This window comes from Pseudoalteromonas sp. BSi20495, assembly GCF_000241185.1.
Taxonomy (GTDB): Bacteria; Pseudomonadota; Gammaproteobacteria; order Enterobacterales; family Alteromonadaceae; genus Pseudoalteromonas; species Pseudoalteromonas fuliginea.
On the sequence record NZ_BADY01000017.1, the window covers coordinates 23,716 to 43,169 of the forward strand.

The 19,454-nt window shown below is 40.1% G+C and carries 18 protein-coding genes; 6 read left to right on the forward strand and 12 right to left on the reverse strand.

The genetic code is table 11. The features are described 5' to 3' along the window. Positions 1-13: 13 nt before the first annotated feature. Both P20495_RS20085 and P20495_RS17475 read right to left on the reverse strand, forming a co-directional pair. Entirely contained in the window at positions 14-307 is a 294-nt protein-coding gene (locus P20495_RS20085; RefSeq protein ID WP_232224801.1) for a thermonuclease family protein, read from the reverse strand. A gap of 339 nt (positions 308-646) precedes the next feature. Then, positions 647-2,554, reverse strand: coding sequence for a beta-ketoacyl synthase (locus tag P20495_RS17475; RefSeq protein ID WP_008134028.1), 1,908 nt, complete (start codon positions 2,552-2,554; stop codon positions 647-649). A 126-nt stretch (positions 2,555-2,680) separates the two neighbouring features. Between P20495_RS17475 and P20495_RS17470 the strand changes: the two genes are divergently transcribed. Continuing rightward, positions 2,681-3,691: a GlxA family transcriptional regulator gene (locus P20495_RS17470; protein WP_008134030.1), complete on the forward strand. Its 1,011-nt coding sequence runs from the start codon at positions 2,681-2,683 to the stop codon at positions 3,689-3,691. 54 nt (positions 3,692-3,745) lie between these two features. Here P20495_RS17470 and P20495_RS17465 read toward each other — a convergent pair whose 3' ends face one another. From P20495_RS17465 to P20495_RS17455, 3 genes are read right to left on the reverse strand one after another with little or no spacing between them, the layout of a single operon-like run. Beyond that, positions 3,746-4,258: an MgtC/SapB family protein gene (locus P20495_RS17465; protein ID WP_002960746.1), complete on the reverse strand. Its 513-nt coding sequence runs from the start codon at positions 4,256-4,258 to the stop codon at positions 3,746-3,748. A gap of 8 nt (positions 4,259-4,266) precedes the next feature. Continuing rightward, positions 4,267-5,379 carry a GNAT family N-acetyltransferase/peptidase C39 family protein gene (locus P20495_RS17460; protein WP_008134032.1) on the reverse strand — a complete coding sequence of 371 codons (1,113 nt, stop codon included), beginning with the start codon at positions 5,377-5,379 and terminating at the stop codon, positions 4,267-4,269. A 4-nt stretch (positions 5,380-5,383) separates the two neighbouring features. After that, positions 5,384-6,778 carry a RimK family protein gene (locus P20495_RS17455; protein ID WP_008134034.1) on the reverse strand — a complete coding sequence of 465 codons (1,395 nt, stop codon included), beginning with the start codon at positions 6,776-6,778 and terminating at the stop codon, positions 5,384-5,386. Between the two features lie 295 nt (positions 6,779-7,073). Between P20495_RS17455 and P20495_RS17450 the strand changes: the two genes are divergently transcribed. Continuing rightward, complete coding sequence (locus tag P20495_RS17450) at positions 7,074-7,412, forward strand: zinc ribbon domain-containing protein YjdM (protein WP_008134036.1); 339 nt, start codon at positions 7,074-7,076, stop codon at positions 7,410-7,412. A gap of 273 nt (positions 7,413-7,685) precedes the next feature. On the opposite strand, the gene P20495_RS17445 is transcribed toward P20495_RS17450, so the two are convergent. From P20495_RS17445 to P20495_RS17420, 7 genes are all read right to left on the reverse strand, one after another. Beyond that, positions 7,686-7,895, reverse strand: coding sequence for a zinc ribbon domain-containing protein (locus P20495_RS17445; protein ID WP_007582647.1), 210 nt, complete (start codon positions 7,893-7,895; stop codon positions 7,686-7,688). Between the two features lie 198 nt (positions 7,896-8,093). Further along, complete coding sequence (locus P20495_RS17440; RefSeq protein ID WP_008134041.1) at positions 8,094-8,411, reverse strand: type II toxin-antitoxin system RelE/ParE family toxin; 318 nt, start codon at positions 8,409-8,411, stop codon at positions 8,094-8,096. Then, positions 8,399-8,656, reverse strand: a complete 258-nt coding sequence (locus tag P20495_RS20090; RefSeq protein WP_033015021.1) for a type II toxin-antitoxin system Phd/YefM family antitoxin — start codon at positions 8,654-8,656, stop codon at positions 8,399-8,401. Before P20495_RS20090 ends, P20495_RS17440 begins: the two co-directional genes overlap by 13 nt. Before the next feature lie 238 nt (positions 8,657-8,894). After that, complete coding sequence (locus P20495_RS17435) at positions 8,895-9,371, reverse strand: GreA/GreB family elongation factor (protein ID WP_008134044.1); 477 nt, start codon at positions 9,369-9,371, stop codon at positions 8,895-8,897. Positions 9,372-9,554: 183 nt separating this feature from the next. Then, positions 9,555-10,502 carry a protein translocase subunit SecF gene (gene secF, locus P20495_RS17430; protein WP_008134045.1) on the reverse strand — a complete coding sequence of 316 codons (948 nt, stop codon included), beginning with the start codon at positions 10,500-10,502 and terminating at the stop codon, positions 9,555-9,557. Beyond that, the gene (gene secD, locus P20495_RS17425; RefSeq protein WP_008134046.1) at positions 10,495-12,333 is read right to left on the reverse strand and encodes a protein translocase subunit SecD; all 1,839 of its coding nucleotides are present in this window, start codon (positions 12,331-12,333) and stop codon (positions 10,495-10,497) included. Before secD ends, secF begins: the two co-directional genes overlap by 8 nt. Before the next feature lie 108 nt (positions 12,334-12,441). Next, on the reverse strand, positions 12,442-12,903 hold the full coding sequence (locus P20495_RS17420) for a hypothetical protein (protein WP_008134047.1): 462 nt from the start codon (positions 12,901-12,903) through the stop codon (positions 12,442-12,444). Positions 12,904-13,004: 101 nt separating this feature from the next. On the opposite strand from P20495_RS17420, the gene P20495_RS17415 reads away from it, so the two are divergent. The 4 genes from P20495_RS17415 to P20495_RS17400 all read left to right on the forward strand — a co-directional run bounded on the left by P20495_RS17415 (position 13,005) and on the right by P20495_RS17400 (position 19,438). Continuing rightward, positions 13,005-14,783, forward strand: coding sequence for an ABC transporter ATP-binding protein/permease (locus P20495_RS17415; RefSeq protein ID WP_008134048.1), 1,779 nt, complete (start codon positions 13,005-13,007; stop codon positions 14,781-14,783). 240 nt (positions 14,784-15,023) lie between these two features. Then, on the forward strand, positions 15,024-17,102 hold the full coding sequence (locus tag P20495_RS17410; RefSeq protein ID WP_008134049.1) for a M13 family metallopeptidase: 2,079 nt from the start codon (positions 15,024-15,026) through the stop codon (positions 17,100-17,102). 258 nt (positions 17,103-17,360) lie between these two features. Then, the gene (locus tag P20495_RS17405; protein ID WP_008134050.1) at positions 17,361-18,074 is read left to right on the forward strand and encodes a YebC/PmpR family DNA-binding transcriptional regulator; all 714 of its coding nucleotides are present in this window, start codon (positions 17,361-17,363) and stop codon (positions 18,072-18,074) included. A gap of 41 nt (positions 18,075-18,115) precedes the next feature. Further along, positions 18,116-19,438 (forward strand): leucine-rich repeat domain-containing protein, encoded by a 1,323-nt coding sequence (locus tag P20495_RS17400; protein WP_008134051.1) that lies wholly within the window; start codon positions 18,116-18,118, stop codon positions 19,436-19,438. Positions 19,439-19,454: the final 16 nt, after the last annotated feature.

Genomic DNA, 19,454 nt, shown 5'->3' on the forward strand with positions numbered 1-19,454 from the left:
CACGAACCAAACCTCAAAGACACCAGTCCTTCGCTTTAGTGCCACCGCCATAGGAAACACCTAAGCCCGAGCTGATTAGAATGTCAGTCAAGTTTTTGTTGTCCACGAATACGTCAGCCACTATTCTAAAATACTTACCACGTTTCGTGTTCCTAAGCTCAATAGCCTTTGCTGAGCGTAGCGCTTCAACTGTTACTTGCTTAGCTTTGCGAGCAAGATCTTTCTCTTGTTTACACTTACCGCGCATTTCAGGTGTGTCGACACCCGCTACGCGAATACTAATCCTCTCCCCTATCAGAGAATGCAAACCCGCGATATTAGCGCGAAAGGTGTCACCATTATAGATTGAAGTAACTTTTTCAATTATCAACGTTCCGTAGTTTTTGCTTTTGTTTTTGATAAGCTCGGCGTGAGCATTGAACGCCTGAAGTATGAATACAATAAATAGTTTCGCTGTGAATTTTAGAACGATTTAGAGCGGATAAATAGGTCTGTTTGTGGATCTGTACCAATTCTAATATTTAACAAAATATCACTATCGTACATCCCATTAAATACAAGCTGTTGAATATTTTTTATGAGTGCATTAACTTAATAGACATTAAAAAAGGCGCTTAAAAAGCGCCTTGCTAACAAGTATGTGTGCTTAAAACATATCTTGATAGGAATTTGTTGTGCTAAACGTAATTGCTTTTTCAAAGCCTGGTAACTGAATACTTTGCTCGTCTATTACAATGCCGTTGTCGTCAATAAGTCCGTCGCCAAAGCGATAAATAAGCTCGTACTGGCCTAAATCTGCTTGCGTTTGATACGTTTTCTGCGAAGCGCTAACCACACTATTTTTCTGTGTGTAACTAGTCATAACATCATTGCCATGGCGCTTAGCAAGCATTTGCATTGTTACTTTTGGTGAAAGTACAGTAGCTGTTGCATTGTTTCCGCCAAAGCCTTTTGAATTTATAAAAGCAATATCCATATCAGTGCACTCGTAATGGCTATTACGAATATCAAGATGGTCGCTATAAACATCATCAGCCACTTTATCAATTGTGGTAATACCCGGCATAATATTATGACTAAATATGCCTAACGCAATCGCTAACTGGTCACCACTTGCCGGTGCAATAGTATGGCCAACATACGCTTTTGGTGCTGTTACTTTCCAATTATTAATAGCAAACGTTTGTGCCACTTTGTGATAAATCAAAGACTCTGTTACACGGTTTTGCGGTGTACTAGAACCATGGGCTAAAATAAAGCTACGTTCTTGCAGTGCTTCTTTACCTAATAAGCTGCTAGCAAGTGCGGCTGATTTTGCCATTGTAATATAGTTACCAGGGCCAGGTGATGTAATCGACTTTTTAACGCCATCTGCATTTACAAACACATCCGGTACGCTGCCCATAATATCAGCGCCCAACTCAAGGGCTAAAGCATCATCCATTAAAATAGCAACTTGCGCGCCTTCACCTAATGTAAAGCCACAGTTATCGCCAAATGGGCGGCTGCTATTACGGTAATCAGGTTCTTCATCATTTGATAAGTTATCTAAACGGCGCAAACCTTCAACGTTTGCAAGTGCGCTCATGTTACCAAAGCCTTCTACAACTTCTGGTGTAATAGCACACTCAACACTTGCGACAACCGCAACGCGTGTACGCCCTGCCTGTATGTCATTAACCGCTGCACGTAAATTATATAAAAACGTTGCACATGCGCCCGAGGTCGAAAACGTAGTCCCTACATTGCCCGTAACATAGGCATTAATAAAATCGGTAGACATTGTATTTAAGCCCAGTGCTAACTGCTTAGTGCTAACACGGTCGCCTTGTTGGCGCGCCTTTACTAAACCGCCTAGGCCTTTGTCGTCCATTTGGCCAATTACCGATGCTGAATAGGTACCAATTTTATCTGGCTCTACGCTATTCATAATATGCTGCCAATCAAGCCCAGTTGATTTAATCGCGTCAGTAGCTGCAAAAATAGTGGCTTGCAAACCACGAGGCTGATAGCGGCTGTTATACATAACTGATGGATCAAACCCAGTCGGAAATTGCCCAGCAGATTTAATTGGGTTATCGCGTGTTGAGTCGTGCTTTACGTCTAAGTCGGCTGCAATAGTTACTTTAACTTTTTTGCCTTCAAGCTCTTCAACTTGCCAGCTAGCTGGAACAGGTGCAGGTAAGTCGCGAGCACGCGTTTCAAACACAATTGCGTTATCGCTTGATGCGCTCAGTGTCATTTTTTGCTGCCATGGTGTGGCATCGGCATCAAAGTGTTCTTTTTCAATTTTACGAATAAGTGTACCAGCAATAATTTGCTCACCAAAGCGTGCTTCTATGTCGCTTTGCTCAACATTATAACCTTGTGTATCTTGTAATTGGCCGTTTACAACGCTTACTAGATTCATCAGTGTGGCGAGGCCTAAAAATGTTTCACTGCGATCTTGAGCATTTAAACTATCTAACACGATACGGCGATAACCTTGATGAAAAGAAGTACGGCCAGCGGCGTTAATGCCACCCATGCCTACTATAACGGGTAATGCTGTCATAATTTACCTTTTAGAAACGTGTTATAAGGAGAAGAGGCAGTTTAAATGGATTATGCACCACACATTGTGCTTTAATAGCCAAATATTCAGCACAAAAGGCCAAAAGATACTGGTCGGAGCATTTATATGACTGATAAACACACTAATCCACCACTAAACATTGCTATAGCGGTATATCCGCATTTGTTAGTGACTAGTTTAACGCTGCCTATAGAAATGCTAAGAGCCGGCGAGGCCTTTGCTAAAGGGCATCTTGATAAGCAAAGCTTTAGGCCACTTGCTATAAATTTAGTGGCTAAAAGTGCTGAATCTATACCCACCCGTGCAGGCCTTGCTATAAATCCTGATTGCATAACAACTAACGCGCTCTACAGCGATTTAATTATAGTGCCGGGTATTTGGCGAAACCCACGCCCAGTGGTGCGAACAAATCAAGAAATAGTTGATTGGCTAAGTGAAAGCTTTAGCACAGGCAGTCATATAATTGGTGTAGGTACTGGCAACTGTTTATTAGCTGAGGCTGGCTTACTTGATGGCCACCCTGCTACCACCCATTGGCATTACGCCAAACAATTTAGCCATGACTACCCGCAGGTGCGCTTAAAGCCCGACTTTTTTATAACCCAATCAGAGCGCATGTATACCGTAGCAAGCCTTAATGCCCTTGCAGATGTGATCGTGCATATTATCAGCCAATACTACACAAAAGCCGCCGCGCAGCATGTAGAGCGTAATTTTTCGCACGAAATACGTAAACCCTACGAAGATCAACGCTACTTAGAAGGTGCAGTTGACCGCCACCCCGATGAGCTAATTGCGCAAATTCAATTTTGGCTAAAAACTAATTTAGCCACCGAGCTAAACTTGCAAGAAGTTGCTACCCAATTTAGCTTAAGCTATCGTACTTTTACCCGCCGTTTTAGAGCCGCTACTAATCAAAGCCCTATTGAGTATTGGCAGCAATTACGTGTAGAAAGTGCGAAGGAGTTATTAGCATCATCAAATTTATCAATTCAAGAAGTGGCTTTAGAAGTAGGATATAACGACCAAGGGCATTTAACCCGCGTGTTTAAAAAAGTATTAAGCCAAACACCCAGTGGTTACAGAAAAGTAGTTAGGAGAAAGTTATTTGGCTAATTATAGTGCTTGTTCGAATAGTACTAATTTCAATAGCACTAAAAAACGCCACTTTTAGTGGCGTTCTGATTCGTTAAATTCTTTTCGATAGTAACGTTTTTGATAGTTTTTTACTTTAGTGTGTACGCCTTTGCTTAAGCTTTTAAATTTAGCTTCGAGTACGTCTACACCGTATAAAATACCGACCACCAGCACCGAGAGTTTTATTGCAGCGCCAAGGTTTTCGGTCGCTATCATAACGCCTATTGATGCAAGCACCCAAATAGTCGCGGCTGATGTAACGCCAACTACCGCACCATCTTTTGCGAGCATAACGCCTGCCCCTAAAAAGCCAATACCTGTAATTATTTGCCCCACTACACGAGAATGATCTATTACATCCCCCTGTAAATTAAACGCAGTGGATAAAAACAAATACGTACCCAAGGTTATTAACGCTGATGTACGAATACCGACAGGTTTACCACGCAATTGGCGCTCTATTCCAATAATGGCACCGCAAAAAGCCGCAGTACCAATAGCTGCCCACGAATACGGGGCTACATCAATTAAATCTAAAAAAGTCACTGTTAACCTTATATTTTATTAGCTATAGCCACCGCCGTTCTTAAACGTTGGCTACCAAACGCTGACATTTTACTAAAATCACTTCGTGCAATAGGTACATATTGGCAATCTATTGCGAGCTGTTTATCGTTACCAGGCTCACAAAATGGATCGTGAACATACACGCAGTGCTCATCAAGGTGCGTAACACACACCCAATGTGGTGATTTTTTACCATCAAAACTGTATGTACTAATTAATAACAGCACACTAAAGCCTTTACTTAACCACAGCTCAATATGCTCAAGCTCTACATCTTTATACGTAAGCGGTATATTTGCCTGTGCAATACCATCTACAAATTGCTGATGCACTGTGGCAAGCACCACTTTTTTGTTTTCGTTGCGTACGCCATCTAAAAACAAAGGCTCTGTGGTATTAACCATTACTTCGCTTTTAAAACCACGCTTATTAGCGGCAAGCGCCAAACCAAACGGATGGCAACCACCATGACCCGATGTCATAAAAATGGTGGTACCTTCACGCCAAAGTGCCAGCTCATGTGATTGAGTTAGCTCAGTTGTTGGCTCAAGTGCACCCATTGCCATTAATAGCGCAGCAGGCCCACAAGTAAACTCGGTAGTTTGCTGATACCACGGCGTTAAACGTGCCACTTTTAACTCACTTGTTTGTCGAATGTTTTTTTGCATTCGTAGGGCATCACTGTGGTCATCGTAATAATCGCTGTATTGACCAAACACTCTGTAACCCAAGCTTTTATAAAGCCCTATCGCACCTTCGTTATTTACAGCCACCTCTAAACGAAGGTAAATACGCCCACGCTCACACGTTTCTTTTTCAAGGCTAGTAAGTAGTGCTTTTGCAATCCCCTTACCTTGCATTGTGGGTTTTACAGCAAGCGAATATAAACGCGCTAAACGAGTCCCTTTATGGCACCACACTAATCCATATCCACATACTTGCTCGCCATTTTGGGCAACGAGTAAAATACCGTGTTTTGCACTAAGCCAGCGTTTTAGACTACGCGGACTTAATTTATCGTTATTAAAGCAAGCATTTTCAACGTCAACCAGTGCATTTAAATCACTGCTAAGCGCTTTTCGAATAACAAGGTTGCTCATGTTATTACCCACGACCACGTGCTTCTAAGCGTTGTTTAAACTCATCCATAATGATCATGTATAGCTCGTCGCCTAAGTAGCCGTCTTCTACTTTGTGATCAATACTTGGGTTGTCGTTTACTTCAAGCACGTATGCTTTGCCTTGATGCTCTTTAACATCTACGCCATATAAACCTCTACCCACTGTTTTACATGCTTTTAATGCTGCATCTAACACCGCTTTTGGTAACTCAAAGGTTGGTAATGTTTCAAAGCCACCAGAGAAAAAACGTTTAGCATCGTGGTTATAAATTTGCCAATGGTTACGCGCCATTAAATAGCGGCATGCATAAATTGCACGGCCATTTAACACACCCACTCGCCAATCGTATTCGGTATACATGTACTCTTGTGCAAGCACTAATGCGCTAAACTCAAACAGCTCTGTAAGCTTAGCGGCAAGCTCATCACGGTTTGAAACTTTAAACACACCTTTTGAGAACGACCCTTCAGGCATTTTTAAAACAAGCGGATACGTAAACGCTTCTTCTAATTGCTCAAGCGTTTCATTTGCTTGATCAGCCACTACAAGCGTTTTTAAACTTGGCACTTTTTGATAATTAAATGCATCGTGTAAATACACTTTATTACAACAACGTAAAATAGACTCAGCATCGTCAATAACCACTAAACCCAGGCTTTGCGCTTTGCTCGCAAGGCGATACGTTGGATGGTCAATCGCTGTAGTTTGGCGAATAAATAACGCATCAAACTGGGCAATATTGTCAATTTCGTCAAAGCTTAATGCTTGTGCATAAATACCGTGTTTAGCCGCAGCTTTAATAAAGCGTGCGATGGCATCTTTATCACTCGGTGGTACTTTTTCGTTATGATCAACAAGTATTGCCATATCCCATCTAAAACGACGTTGCACCGAACTAATACGCCACTGCGTTTTAGTAAAGTTATCTAGCTTGGATACAAATTCACTGTACTGCTGCTCGCTTAAAGACGACATCGAGCCTTGTTGCAATAATCCTTGTTCATCAACAAATAAAATAGGCGCTGGGTATTGTTTAAATACCGACTTTGCCGCTTTTGATTGTAAATCGTTTTGGGCATTACCAAAGTAAAGTGTGCCGTCTATTTGACCCACATTTAACATAGGAGCTTGGCCACTACGAAGAGCATTAATGGTTTTTACACTGGGTAAAACTTGGTGCTTGCGCGCCTCTGCAAGTAATGAGCAATAGTAACCTTTGCTCAAGTATTGGCTTGAGTCGCATAGATTAATAATGCGTGTTTTTGGTTCGTTATGTTTTGGGTAATCACGTAAGTAGGTATTAAACGTAATTACATTTTCGAACGATTGAGCAAGCGTTTGCTCGTTGTTATCAACCACAATTAAGGTTTTAAACACGACTTTTCCTAGTTAAGTCAAAATATAAAAAGCATGCTTAAGTAACATTACTAAGCATTATAAATAGAAACACCCATCGTACTAAGTGGGCATTGCGCGAATCACTTAATATGATGGGTGCTTTAACAGGTACCTACTGTACGAGTTAGCGCTTAAATTGCTTAAGCGACATGTGCTTTATATGCCCTTTTTTAAAAACGCACAAACGAGATATTTTTAGCGTGAAGATGAAAAATATTGATTAACTAATAACGCAGATTAAAATACGCAAAACAATACCTTATGAGAGTTAAAAATGTCGCTGCCTGCTTGCCCAAAATGCCAATGTGAATATGTTTATGAAGACCAACAACTGCTTGTTTGCCCCGAGTGCGCCCATGAGTGGAACCCAAATACTGCACATGATGAAGACGCAATTTTAGTAAAAGATGCCAACGGCACTTTACTTAATGATGGCGATAAAGTGACCGTAGCCAAAGATTTAAAAATTAAAGGCAGCTCGCAAGTAATTAAAATTGGCACCAAAGCGGTCGTTAGAAGAGTACTTGATAAAAAAGATCACGAGCTTGATTGTAAAGTAGAAGGCATTGGCGAAATGATGGTAACAGCGAAGTTTGTGAAAAAAGCTACCTAAAATTGGATATTTAAAATATAGGATGTTAGATGAAAAATCATAAAAATAAATTCATCCAAGCCTTATGGTCTGTTATTGAAGCTTATTATTAGTGCGTGTAATAGATTTTGTTTAACTGCTATTAGTTGGTGTATATCTAAAGGTCCACCATACATTTAATAAGGCGAATTATCGCTTAGGTATATTTAAGCATTTAACCTCCTTACCTTAATGAGGAGGTATCTCTTGAACTGATCAGTTTACATTTCAGTTAAAGTGCTTTTTAAGCTTTGATTACCCAGTAAAGAAATCAAATACGTTACCAAGTGTTGATGATGAACCTTTATAAAATTCAGTAAAACTACATCGACTGCATGTCACAGCGGTGTACTTTTTATTTTGAACATCAAAAATTCTTGACCAAAAGCCACCCGAAACTCTTATTTCACCGGTATCAAATTCGTTATTATTACACTTAGAGCAAGACCAATTGTTATGTCTCATATTTCAACCTCCATATTATTTATGTACGGTATATTAAACACTTAAGGAACGTGTGTAGCAATTTTTTTAATAAACAAACCATAATTTAGTTCTTATATTGGTTAAGTTGGAGTTTTGATAGATGTTTGGATGGCTTTTTAATAATTGCTTTTTATAATAATTAGTATGGGGGTCATACTAATTTCACTCAGGGATTACCTACTTGTTAGCTTCATATTGCGTTAGCAACAAAAATTTTCGTAAGTCTCGTTCTTGTCTCATTACGTGCAAAATATATACTTTATCGTTATCTTTTTTGTAAAATATACGACAAGGATTCACGACCAGTTCAAGATAATTTAGGTTAGCTAACTCAATTGGTTTTTTACCTGATTCAGGAAAGAGTTCGAGACGTTCAACTTTTTCAAATATTTTGGAAACCAATTTTTTCGCTGACTGCAAATTGCTTAATGCGATATATTCAGCAATATCGTTAAGATCATCCAAAGCTGGATTAGTCCAAATTATTTCAGCCATTTATTCATTTTATCTTTAGCTTCAACATTCGAGATGGTTTCACCACGACTTATCGCCTGCTCTCCTTTTGCAAGAGACTCAAGAATTTGCATACGCTTTTGCATAAATTCATAATCATCAACATCTACTAAGTATGCAGATGGTTGCCCATGTTCAGTTATCAACACAGGTTCTTTAGAGGAATGAAGTTCAGATAATATCTTCGTTGCTTGACGCTTCAATGTTGTTACTAGTTCTACTCTCATAATAATCCCCAAACAGATGTATCACTATAGTAGCACCGAGTAGCCAACTTGGGAAATTCAACTAACGAGGCTGTAAAACCACTAAAATCAATTAAAAAGGGAGCACCTAACGTCAACCCTGCTCATTTTTAAACTATTAGGTACTTTTCATTATATGCCTTTGTACAAATTGAAATACACACCACGTCAGGTATTAAAGCATTGACGTAGGTCGGATGGCGCTTCACTTAAAAAAGCTTTATAAAATCTCTACCACCACATATTCGTTGGCTTTACCTGCAATTGTTAACGTAATTTCATCATCAATCTGTTTATTTAATAACTGCTTACCCATTGGTGCGCCGGGTGTTACTACAGCTATTGCGTGCTCTTTAACGTTTACTGTTAACCCACCAGCTGCGGGGCCTAAATAAAACCATTTTTGGGCTGCGTTATCATTTTCTAAACATACCAGCGAACCGATAGCTATTTTGTCGGTTGGTTTTTCGTTAAAGGCAGGCTCAAACAATTCTATGCTTTTATAGCAATCGTTTACGCGCTGGGCTTGGCCTTGTGCTAAATAAGCGGCTTCGAGCCCGAGGGTATCGTATTTGTTTTCGGCTATGTTTTCTTCATGTGTGGCGGTGTCGTGCGCGGTTTTTGCCGCTACTTTTGCTGTTGTAAGCTGCGCTTCTAGCGCAAAACGAAGATGTTCGATAACGTGGGTTTTATTCATGGGGATTAATACAATACAGGCTGTAAAAATAAGGCCGCTAGTTTAACATTTTTGCGAGGCTTAAAACCATTGTTTTAAACCCCGCAAGTTAGGTGGGAATACTTGTGCGGGGTTTAAATAAACATTAAACAAGCAAAGAGCCGTTAGTTGGTGTAGCTCTTTGCTTGTGCTTTATTAAAAACCTTATGGCATATCTAATAATGTTTGCGTGTGGGCATCTACTTTAACTTCGTAGTTTTTAGCGCTTAAACCCAATAGCTCCGGCAAGGTTGCCGCTATACAAATAGACGAGAACGTACCCACTACAATGCCGGTAAATAATGCTATAGCAAAGCCTTGCAGTGGTGCGCCTGCAAGCAACCAAACGCTCGCAACCGTTGCAAGTGTGGTACCCGACGTTATTAAGGTGCGCGTTAGTGTGCTTTTAATCGCATTATTAATAATAGTCGCTGGGCTAAGTACATTGTTTGATTGAACACGTAAAAGCTCGCGTACTCTATCCCCTACTATTATTGAGTCGTTAAGTGAGTAACCAATAATAGCCAGTAAACTTGCCAGTACGGTTAGGTTAAATTCAATTTGTAATAGTGAAAATAATCCAAGTACGAGTATTAAATCGTGCACTAGCGCAACCACAGAGCCAACGGCTAAGCGCCACTCAAAACGCACTGCAAGGTAAATCATTACTGCAATCATTGCAGCAAACATGGCTAAACAACCTTGATCAAATAACTCATCGCCCACTTGTGAGCCAATATAAGCTGACGATAACACCTGTGCGTTTATATCATCGTTTTGTGTAACGGCGCTTTGCCAATCAAGGCTATTAGCTGCTGCTGTTGATGTAGTTGATGCACTTGGCGCTTCTCTTAATTGAAAATGACTATTACCTTGCGCGGTTAGCTCAAACTCACCGTTGTGATTTTTAGCAATAAACGATTGAAGCTCTTTTAGCTCAACACTTTGGCTGGTTGTAAACTCAGTTAAATAACCGCCGGTAAAATCTAGGCCAAAATTTAAACCTTTTTGCGTAAGCGTAAATACTGATAGCAGCACTAATATAGCGCTTAAAAGCATGCCAATAAAACGTAAACGTGTACCCTTTTCACCTTTCAAAAAAGTGTTAAGCATGTGCTTTTTCTCCTACTTTTTTACCCATTTTTAAATACAACGTTTGGCTTAATATTTTTGATACGTACACACCTGTAAATACAGACGTTAAAAGCCCCAGTGCGAGTGTAATGGCAAAACCTTTAACTGGCCCATAGCCTATGCCGTATAAAATAAGTGCGGTGATCATGGTGGTTATATTGGCATCAAATATTGTATTTGCGGCTTGTTTATACCCCTCTTGAATAGCTTGGTATGGTGCACGGCCTTGGCGACGTTCTTCTTTAATGCGTTCAAATATTATTACGTTAGTGTCTACCGCCATACCTATGGTTAGCACCAGGCCAGCGATACCCGGCAGGGTTAACACAACCCCTGGTAATAATGAGATTAAGCCCACAAGCGACGTTAAATTTAATATAAGTGCCACGTTTGCAATAAGGCCTAAACGACGATACCAAAGCGCCATAAATGCAAGGGTAATACCCATACCTAACATAAGCGCGGCTAAGCCATTACTAATATTTTCGCTGCCGAGGCTTGGCCCTATTGTTTGTTCGTGCACAATTGTAACGGGTGCTGTAAGCGAGCCTGCACGTAGTAATAATGCCAGATCGGCTGCCGCTTGTTGGCTTTTCATATTGGTAATACTAAAATGCGAACTTAAATGCTGAGCAATATTGGCAACGTTAATAACTTCGCTTTTTTTAACTACTTCGCCTTTAGCATTTTGAGAGTACTCAGAGTAAACCGTCGCCATTGGCTTACCAATATTGGCTTTTGAAAACGCCGACATTGCATCCCCGCCTTGGCCGTCTAGGCTTAGTTGTACAAGTGGTTTACCCCAATCGTCGCGGCCTATGTTTGCATTATTAATATGGTCCCCTGTAAAAATTGGCACAGGATCGAGCTTTATGGTTCCGCCCGATTGCATATTAAATGTTTGCCCGCCAATTTCTTTTAATTGATAAAAACCAAGCGATGCTGTTGCACCAATAATACGTTTTGCTTCGGTTGGATCTTGCACGCCTGGTAGCTCTATGCGAATGCGGTGCTTTCCTTGGCGCTGTGTTACCGCTTCGGTAATGCCTAACTCTTCAATACGTGAACGAAGGGTTGTGAGGGTTTGCCCCATTACTTCTTTATCAAAGCTGCTGCGGCCTTGCTCTGAATAACTAAATTTGGCAGTTTTAACGCTGCCGTTATTGCTTGTTACAACGGCTAAATTAGCAAATCGGCTTTGTAGCTCTTCAATAACTGGGGTTAACTTGTCGGTTGCATTAGGCAATGCGTTTATTTCAAACCCGTGCTGAGTTTGCTGCGCTTTTACGCCATGTGCTTTTTGCTTAATGATGATTGATTTAGCTTGTTGATACGCACTGACTAATTGCTCATCAACGGCTTTATCTAAATCTACGTCTAGTACAAATAGCACACCGCCATTTAGATCAAGGCCCAGCTTTATTGGTGATAAACCAAAATCTTGTAACCATGTAGGGCTGGTTGCATGCTCAACAATTTTTACTTGCGTGTTTGGATATTGCGCTTTTATAGCCGCTTGCGCCTGAGCGCTTTTAGTTGGCTCGTTTAAAAGTACATTAATAGTCGATTGCTTATCTAAACCCTGCTCAACCTCAAGCCCTTGGTTATTCAAAAAAGTAACTAGCGTTTTAGTGCTCGGTAAAGATTGCGTTTCGCTGTGCGGCGTATTACTTACGTGCAACCACGATTTATTTGGGTATAAATTTGGTAATGCGCTAATAGCTAATAAAACCAATACTATTAGCATGGCTATATAGCTTAATTTGAACTTAGCCGTAGACGGCTTTTTATCTTTTTTAAAACTTAACATGTTGAATCCTTATTGCCAGCAAAGCTAGCAACGTACTTTTTAAAAGCACAATTAATCTGCAGGCTAAAACTTTAAAAGTTAAAACCTAATAAAATTAAATAAGGAAAATTAAGCGTGGTAGGTAGTTACAGCTCTGTAGAGTAAGTTTACGTCTTTCCAGCCACTCAAGCGCGACTTTTTACTATTAGTTACAAGCGTATACCAAGGCTGTATAGGATTAATCGCTCTTGGTCGTAAGAATATATGCCTAACAAGATTTTGAGCAAAAAATTCAAAAACCACATCGTATTCTGGCTCACTTTGAACAGTGTGCAAAAACAATGATGAATTATTGGCAGTTAACCTTGGTTGGTGCGCGTCAAAATCGGTTTGATGCGTTTTTTTATGTTGCGAAGTATCTACAGACTTACTAATAGGCTGTATTTTAGTTAAATCGCCAATATCAGTAAGCGAAACCTGCGTACTAACAGTAATATTTAAATTTTGTGAGGCGCCCATAGCATTGCTCTGCACACTAAAAAGTGCAGCAAGTAGCAAAAAGGCAGTTAAAAACACTCTAAATTTAAACATTCACGTTTTAAAACTAAAATAAGGGATGCGTAGTATATAAGGGCAAGCATTTAAAATACAATGCTTATTAATTAAGTATTTAGTTTTAACAGAGATCGCTAATGCGCCCCAGACAAAGCACAGAAAAACGACCAGACGCCATGAATTTACGCCAAAGTGTAAAAACACTGTGGCCCTACCTTACAAAATTTAAAGGCCGTGTTTTTATTGCACTTATGGCGCTTATTGGCGCAAAAGGTGCCACGCTGTTAATGCCTTGGGCGCTTAAAGAAATAATAGACTCTGTAGATAAGTCGATTAACCCACTGTTAGTTATTCCCGCTTTATTGTTATTAATGTACGGTGCACTGCGTTTTGCTAGCGTATTTTTAGGTGAAATAAGAGATGCTGTATTTTCTCGCGTAACCGAGCACGCCATGCGTGATATTGGTTTAAAGGTATTTAAGCATTTGCACTCACTTGAGCTGGCTTTTCATTTAGACAGGCAAACTGGCGGTATTAGCCGCGATATAGAACGCGGTACTAGCGGGTTAAGTTTTTTAATGCGCTTTTTAATGTTTAACATTGTGCCTACTTTATTTGAAATACTGACTGTTGCGATTATTTTTGGCACGTTGTTTTCTGTTTGGTTTGCGCTTATTACATTATTGGCAGTTGCTATTTATATTACCTTTACGGTGGTTGTTACCCAGTGGAGAAACCGCTTTATTAGAGAAGCAAATGCTGCCGACAATCAAAGTAATACCCGCGCCATAGACAGCCTACTTAATTATGAAACTGTAAAGTATTTTAATAATGAGCAGTTTGAAGCAAAAACGTACGACACATTTTTAGCAAACTGGGAAAAAGCCCGTTTAAAAAATAGAATGTCGTTGCTCGCCCTCAACTCAGGCCAAGCACTTATTATTGCTTGTGCTATTACCGCGTTAATGTGGTTGGGCTCAACCGAGGTAGTTGCAGGTACGCTTTCTATTGGTGAACTTGTGATGATTAACGCGTATATGATTCAGTTGTTTTTACCGCTTAACTTTTTAGGTTTTGTGTACCGCGAAATAAGACGCGCGCTAACCGACCTTGAAAACATGCTTGGACTACTTAACAAAAAACCACAAATAACCGATGCACTTAATGCTAAAGAACTCAATATTAGACAAGGTGAAATAACATTTAATAATGTAAGTTTTAGTTACGATGCGCATCGCCCTATTCTTAATAATCTTAGCTTTAATGTTAAAGCAGGCAGCAAAGTAGCCATTGTTGGTGCCAGTGGGGCAGGTAAAAGTTCATTAGCGCGACTGCTTTATCGTTTTTATGATGTAAGCGGTGGTGAAATTAGTATCGATAATCAAGCAATAAACTCAGTAACACTTAATAGTTTACGAAAAGCCATTGCAATAGTCCCGCAAGACACCGTGCTGTTTAACACCACGATTCGTGAAAATATCGCTTACGGCAGACCATCAGCAAGCGATGCTGAAATTGATGAAGCCATTGCTATGGCGCATTTAAAAGACTTTATAGGCACACTTGATAAAGGCGATAAAACACTGGTTGGCGAGCGCGGTTTAAAAGTATCCGGCGGCGAAAAACAGCGTATTGCCATTGCCCGCGCCATTTTGAAAAAGTCCCCTATTTTAATTTTTGATGAAGCAACATCTGCACTCGACTCTCATTCTGAGCAAGCAATTCTCGCAGCAATGCGTGAAGTTGCCAGTAACCATACGAGTATTGTTATTGCTCATCGGTTATCTACTATTACCGATGCAGACACCATTATTGTGCTCAAAGCCGGACAAATTATTGAGCAAGGTAAGCACGATGAGTTACTTACTATCGCCGGAGAATATGCCCGTATGTGGGAGCTTCAGCATAAAAAGTAAATAGAGTGTAACCCCTCTTAGCTCGGATACTTTCAAGTATTCGAGCTAAATAAAGCGTTTATAGAACCTATTAGCCTTTCTCTTTTCTCCTATATTAGTTTTATCGAGCACTGTGGTGATTCACCTCAAAAGGTTTGTTTGTCTGATTAATATCAATAACAATCGATAAGTTAAATATTCGTAACAATAAAAATGATTCACTGCTGCTTTAATTCAATCAGTGATACTCAGGAGTAAGTAATGAAAAAGAGTTTAATTGCCGCAGCATTAGCTGCCACATTTATTACCGGTTGTTCAGAGCCGCAAACAACAAAAACAGAAGAGCAACAACCTAAAGTAGCCACTGCAGCAGTGACAGAAAAAGCAGAGTTAGGTAGTTTTGGTGTTGATCTAACAGCCCGTAACGAAGCCGTTAAACCAGGCGATGACTTTTTTATGTATGCCAGCGGCACGTGGTATGACAACTACGAAATGCCTGCAGATAAAACCCGCTATGGTGCATTTTCTGGATTAGCTGAGCGAAGCGAAGACGATGTTAAAGCTATTATTGAAGAAATAGCAGCACGCAAAGATTTAAACGCAGAAGAAAAACTCGTTGCTGATTTTTACAACGCCTACATGGATACCGAAACACTTAATAAACTAGGTGTGGCGCCAATCAAGCCATTATTAAGTGAAATTAATGATATATCGTCGACCGACGATTTAGCTGAGATGTTTGGTAAGTCTTGGTTAACCGGTAATAAAGCCCCTTTTGGCGGCGGCATGTGGTTTAATCGCCTAGACCCTAATAAATATGAAATGTCACTAGGTGCTGGTGGTTTAGGCCTACCCGATCGTTCTTACTACCTTGAAGACGCTGAGCGCTTTGTTAAAACCCGTACAGCTTATGTTGCTCACATTGCTGACATGCTTGAGTTTGCAGGAGTAAAAAATACCGCAGAGCGTGCTCAAGCAATTGTTGATCTTGAAACCAAAATTGCACAAGGTCATTGGCCTCGTGAAAAGCGCCGTAATCGCGATTTAACGCTAAACCAAATTGAACGCGCTGATTTAAGCACTGCTTATCCTGGTTTTAACTGGGATTTATATTTTGCGCAAACAGGTTATAAAGTACCTCAGTTAAATGTCTCTCAACCTGAACCTATAAAAGCGATGATTGAGCTAATCAATCAAGAAGATATTGCAGTATGGAAAGACTACCTAACGTATCACGCTATTAGCGGTAACGCAGGTTTACTATCAGAAGACGTATTTAATACTAACTTTGCTTTTTTTGGTAAAGAACTAAACGGACAACAAGAGCCTCGCCCTCGTTGGAAACGTGCAATAAGTCAAATGTCAGGCACAAGTTCGCTTGGTTTTGCTATTGGTAAAATATACGTAGCACGTTACTTCCCTGAATCATCAAAACAACAAATGTCAGAGCTGGTTGAAAACCTTCGAACAGCTCTTGGTGAACGTATTGATAACCTAGAGTGGATGGGCGATGAAACTAAAGTAAATGCGCGCGCTAAACTGGCTGCATTTGTACCAAAAATTGGTTATCCCGATGTTTGGCAGTCTTATGATGGTTTAAGCATTACTAAAAACGATTTAATCGGTAATGTGAAAAACATGCGTGAATTTTTCCACGCAGAAAGTGTTGAAAAAGAGCTACAAAAAACAGATCGTAACCGCTGGGGCATGACGCCACAACGCGTAAACGCTTACTACAATAGCTCGTTTAATGAAATTGTATTTCCGGCTGCGATACTACAGCCACCTTTTTTCGATCCAAATGCTGATCCGGCTGTAAACTATGGCGGCATTGGCGCTGTAATTGGTCACGAAATGGGTCATGGGTTTGACGACCAAGGTTCAAAATCAGACGAAAACGGTGTGCAACGTAACTGGTGGACTGATGCTGACCGCGCTGCATTTGACAAAAAAGCCGAACAACTGGCTGCGCAGTACAGTAAGTACGAGCCAATTGAAGGTAATTTTGTTAATGGTCGAAATAGCCTTGGCGAAAACATTGGTGATGTAGGTGGATTATCAATGGCCTATCACGCGTACAAGCTGAGTTTAAATGGTAAAGAAGCGCCTGTTATTGACGGTGTTACTGGCGATCAACGTTTCTTCCTAGCGTGGGCACAAGTATGGAAAGAAAAACGTACTGAGCAAAGTATGCTTAACCAACTTCGTGGTGGCACACATGCTCCAGGTCGCTTTAGAGCACAGGCGCCACGTAACCACGATGCATGGTACAAAGCGTTTGATGTAAAACCAGGCGATGCGTTATACCTTCCTGAAGATGAACGTGTGCGTATTTGGTAAGTTACACTTACTTTTTATTACTTAGTAAGGCAACCTGTTATACAGGTTGCTTTTTTATTGAATTAAATTTACACATAATAGATATAATTCCAACGTCTAGAACCCTCGATGATCCCATTAATAAAATACACTTTAGATGGACTTTAAACGTTACCGTTTTAATCTGTTTTAATACTTACTAGCCCTTGAATGCATTTACCTTTAGAATACGCATTATAATTTTATTCTATTATTTACATATATTAAGGCGAAACGCAGATGGGAAGAGCTTACCAAAACAAAAAAGATTCAATGGCTAAGACTGCGGGTGCTAAAACTAAAGTTTATTCTAAGTACGGCAAAGAAATTTATATTTGTGCTAAAAACGGCGGTGTAGATCCAGATGGTAACTTATCATTACGTCGTTTAATTGAACGCGCTAAAAAAGACCAAGTACCAGCACACGTTATTGACCGCGCAATCGACAAAGCAAAAGGCGGCGGCGGTGAAGACTACGCAGCAACACGTTACGAAGGTTACGGCCCTGGTAACAGTATGATTATTGTTGACTGTTTAACAGACAACAACAAGCGTACCTTTGCTGATGTACGTGTTTGTTTTACCAAAGCAAATGCTAAAATTGGCGCTCAAAACTCTGTTTCACATTTATTTGATCACCTTGCTATTTTTGTATTTGACGGTGATGACGACGAAGCAGTACTTGAAGCTCTTATGATGGCTGATGTTGATGTAACTGACGTAGAAGTAGATGACGGTAAAGTTACTGTTTTTGCTCCTCATACAGAGTACAACAATACACGTACAGCGCTTGAAGAAATGGGCGTGACTGAATTTGACGAAGACCTAATTAGCTTTGTGCCACAAATTGAAACGCCGATTGAAGGCGAAGACGTTGAAGTTATGGAACGCTTTTTAGCCATGTTAGAAGATTGCGACGACGTACAAAACGTTTACCATAACGCGCAATTCTAAAGAGCAATTTAGTAAGTTAGAACGACTTTAAGCCAACAGCTATGTTGGCTTTTTCATTTTTAGAACATGGTATTAATATGAACTCCCTTAAAGAGCTTAAAAGTGGCAAACTTGTTGGTGCTACTCGCCTGCAATTAGTAGAAGAGCTAACGACATTTCCTGAAGAAATTTTTAGCTTAGCTGACACGCTTGAAGTTCTCGATTTATCAAATAATAACTTATCAACACTACCTGATGAATTTGCCTGTTTAACACACCTGAAGCGTGTGTTTTTATCGTTTAATCAGTTTAAGCATATTCCTGCTGTGCTGGCTAAATGCCCTGCTTTGATTATGGTCGCGTTTAAAGGTAACCAAATTTCTGAATTTGCTTTAAACAGCCTGCCAAAAAATATTGAGTGGCTAATACTCACCGATAATACGTTAAACGAATTGCCTGAAGATTTTGGTAATTATACCCAGCTTAAAAAGCTTGCGCTTGCAGGCAATCGACTTAAGCAACTGCCAAGTAGCATGGCGCAGTGTAAAAGCCTTGAGCTTGTTAGGCTCTCTGCCAATAACTTAACACATGTAGACGACTGGCTGTTTGACCTGCCTAAACTTGCTTGGCTTGCGTTTGCAGGTAACGATTTTAATAAAGCCCAGTGCCTTACAAAATGCAGCTTAGAAAATAAACTTCTTAACGATTACACGCTTAGTCATGTTATTGGCCAAGGTGCATCAGGCGTTATTCACTTAGCAAAATCGGCTGATAACGCTATAGCGATTAAATTATTTAAAGGCGCAATTACCAGCGACGGCTACCCGCTTGATGAAGTGAATTGCTGCTTACAAGCAGGCGATCACGCTAATTTAATTAAAGTCCTTGCCTACATTGAACAAAGTGATCAGCTAGGTTTAGTGATGGAGCTAATAGATAAAAGCTTCGCTAATTTAGGCCTGCCTCCAAGCCTTGAAACCTGTACGCGTGATACCTTTAATGATGATTGCCATTACTCAACTCAAGCTATTTTAAAAATTGTACAGCAAATGGTAAGTACGCTGCATCACTTGCATGTTCGTAAAGTAAGTCATGGCGATGTGTATGCACATAACACCATGATAAACAAAGATGCTGATGTTTTATTTGGTGATTTTGGTGCAGCCACAAACTTAGTCATGTTAAGTGATTATCAACAAAAGCAAATCGAGTTAATTGAAGTACGTGCATTAGGGTGTTTAATTGAAGACTTATTAGGCACAGTAACTGGCGATGATAGGCAAAGTGCGTTCTTTGTTAAAATGTCCGATATGGCAAAATATGCCATGCAACCTACATTAAATCAAAGACCTACATTTACTGAGTTATTAGCAGAGCTAAAATAAATTTAATATTAATAAT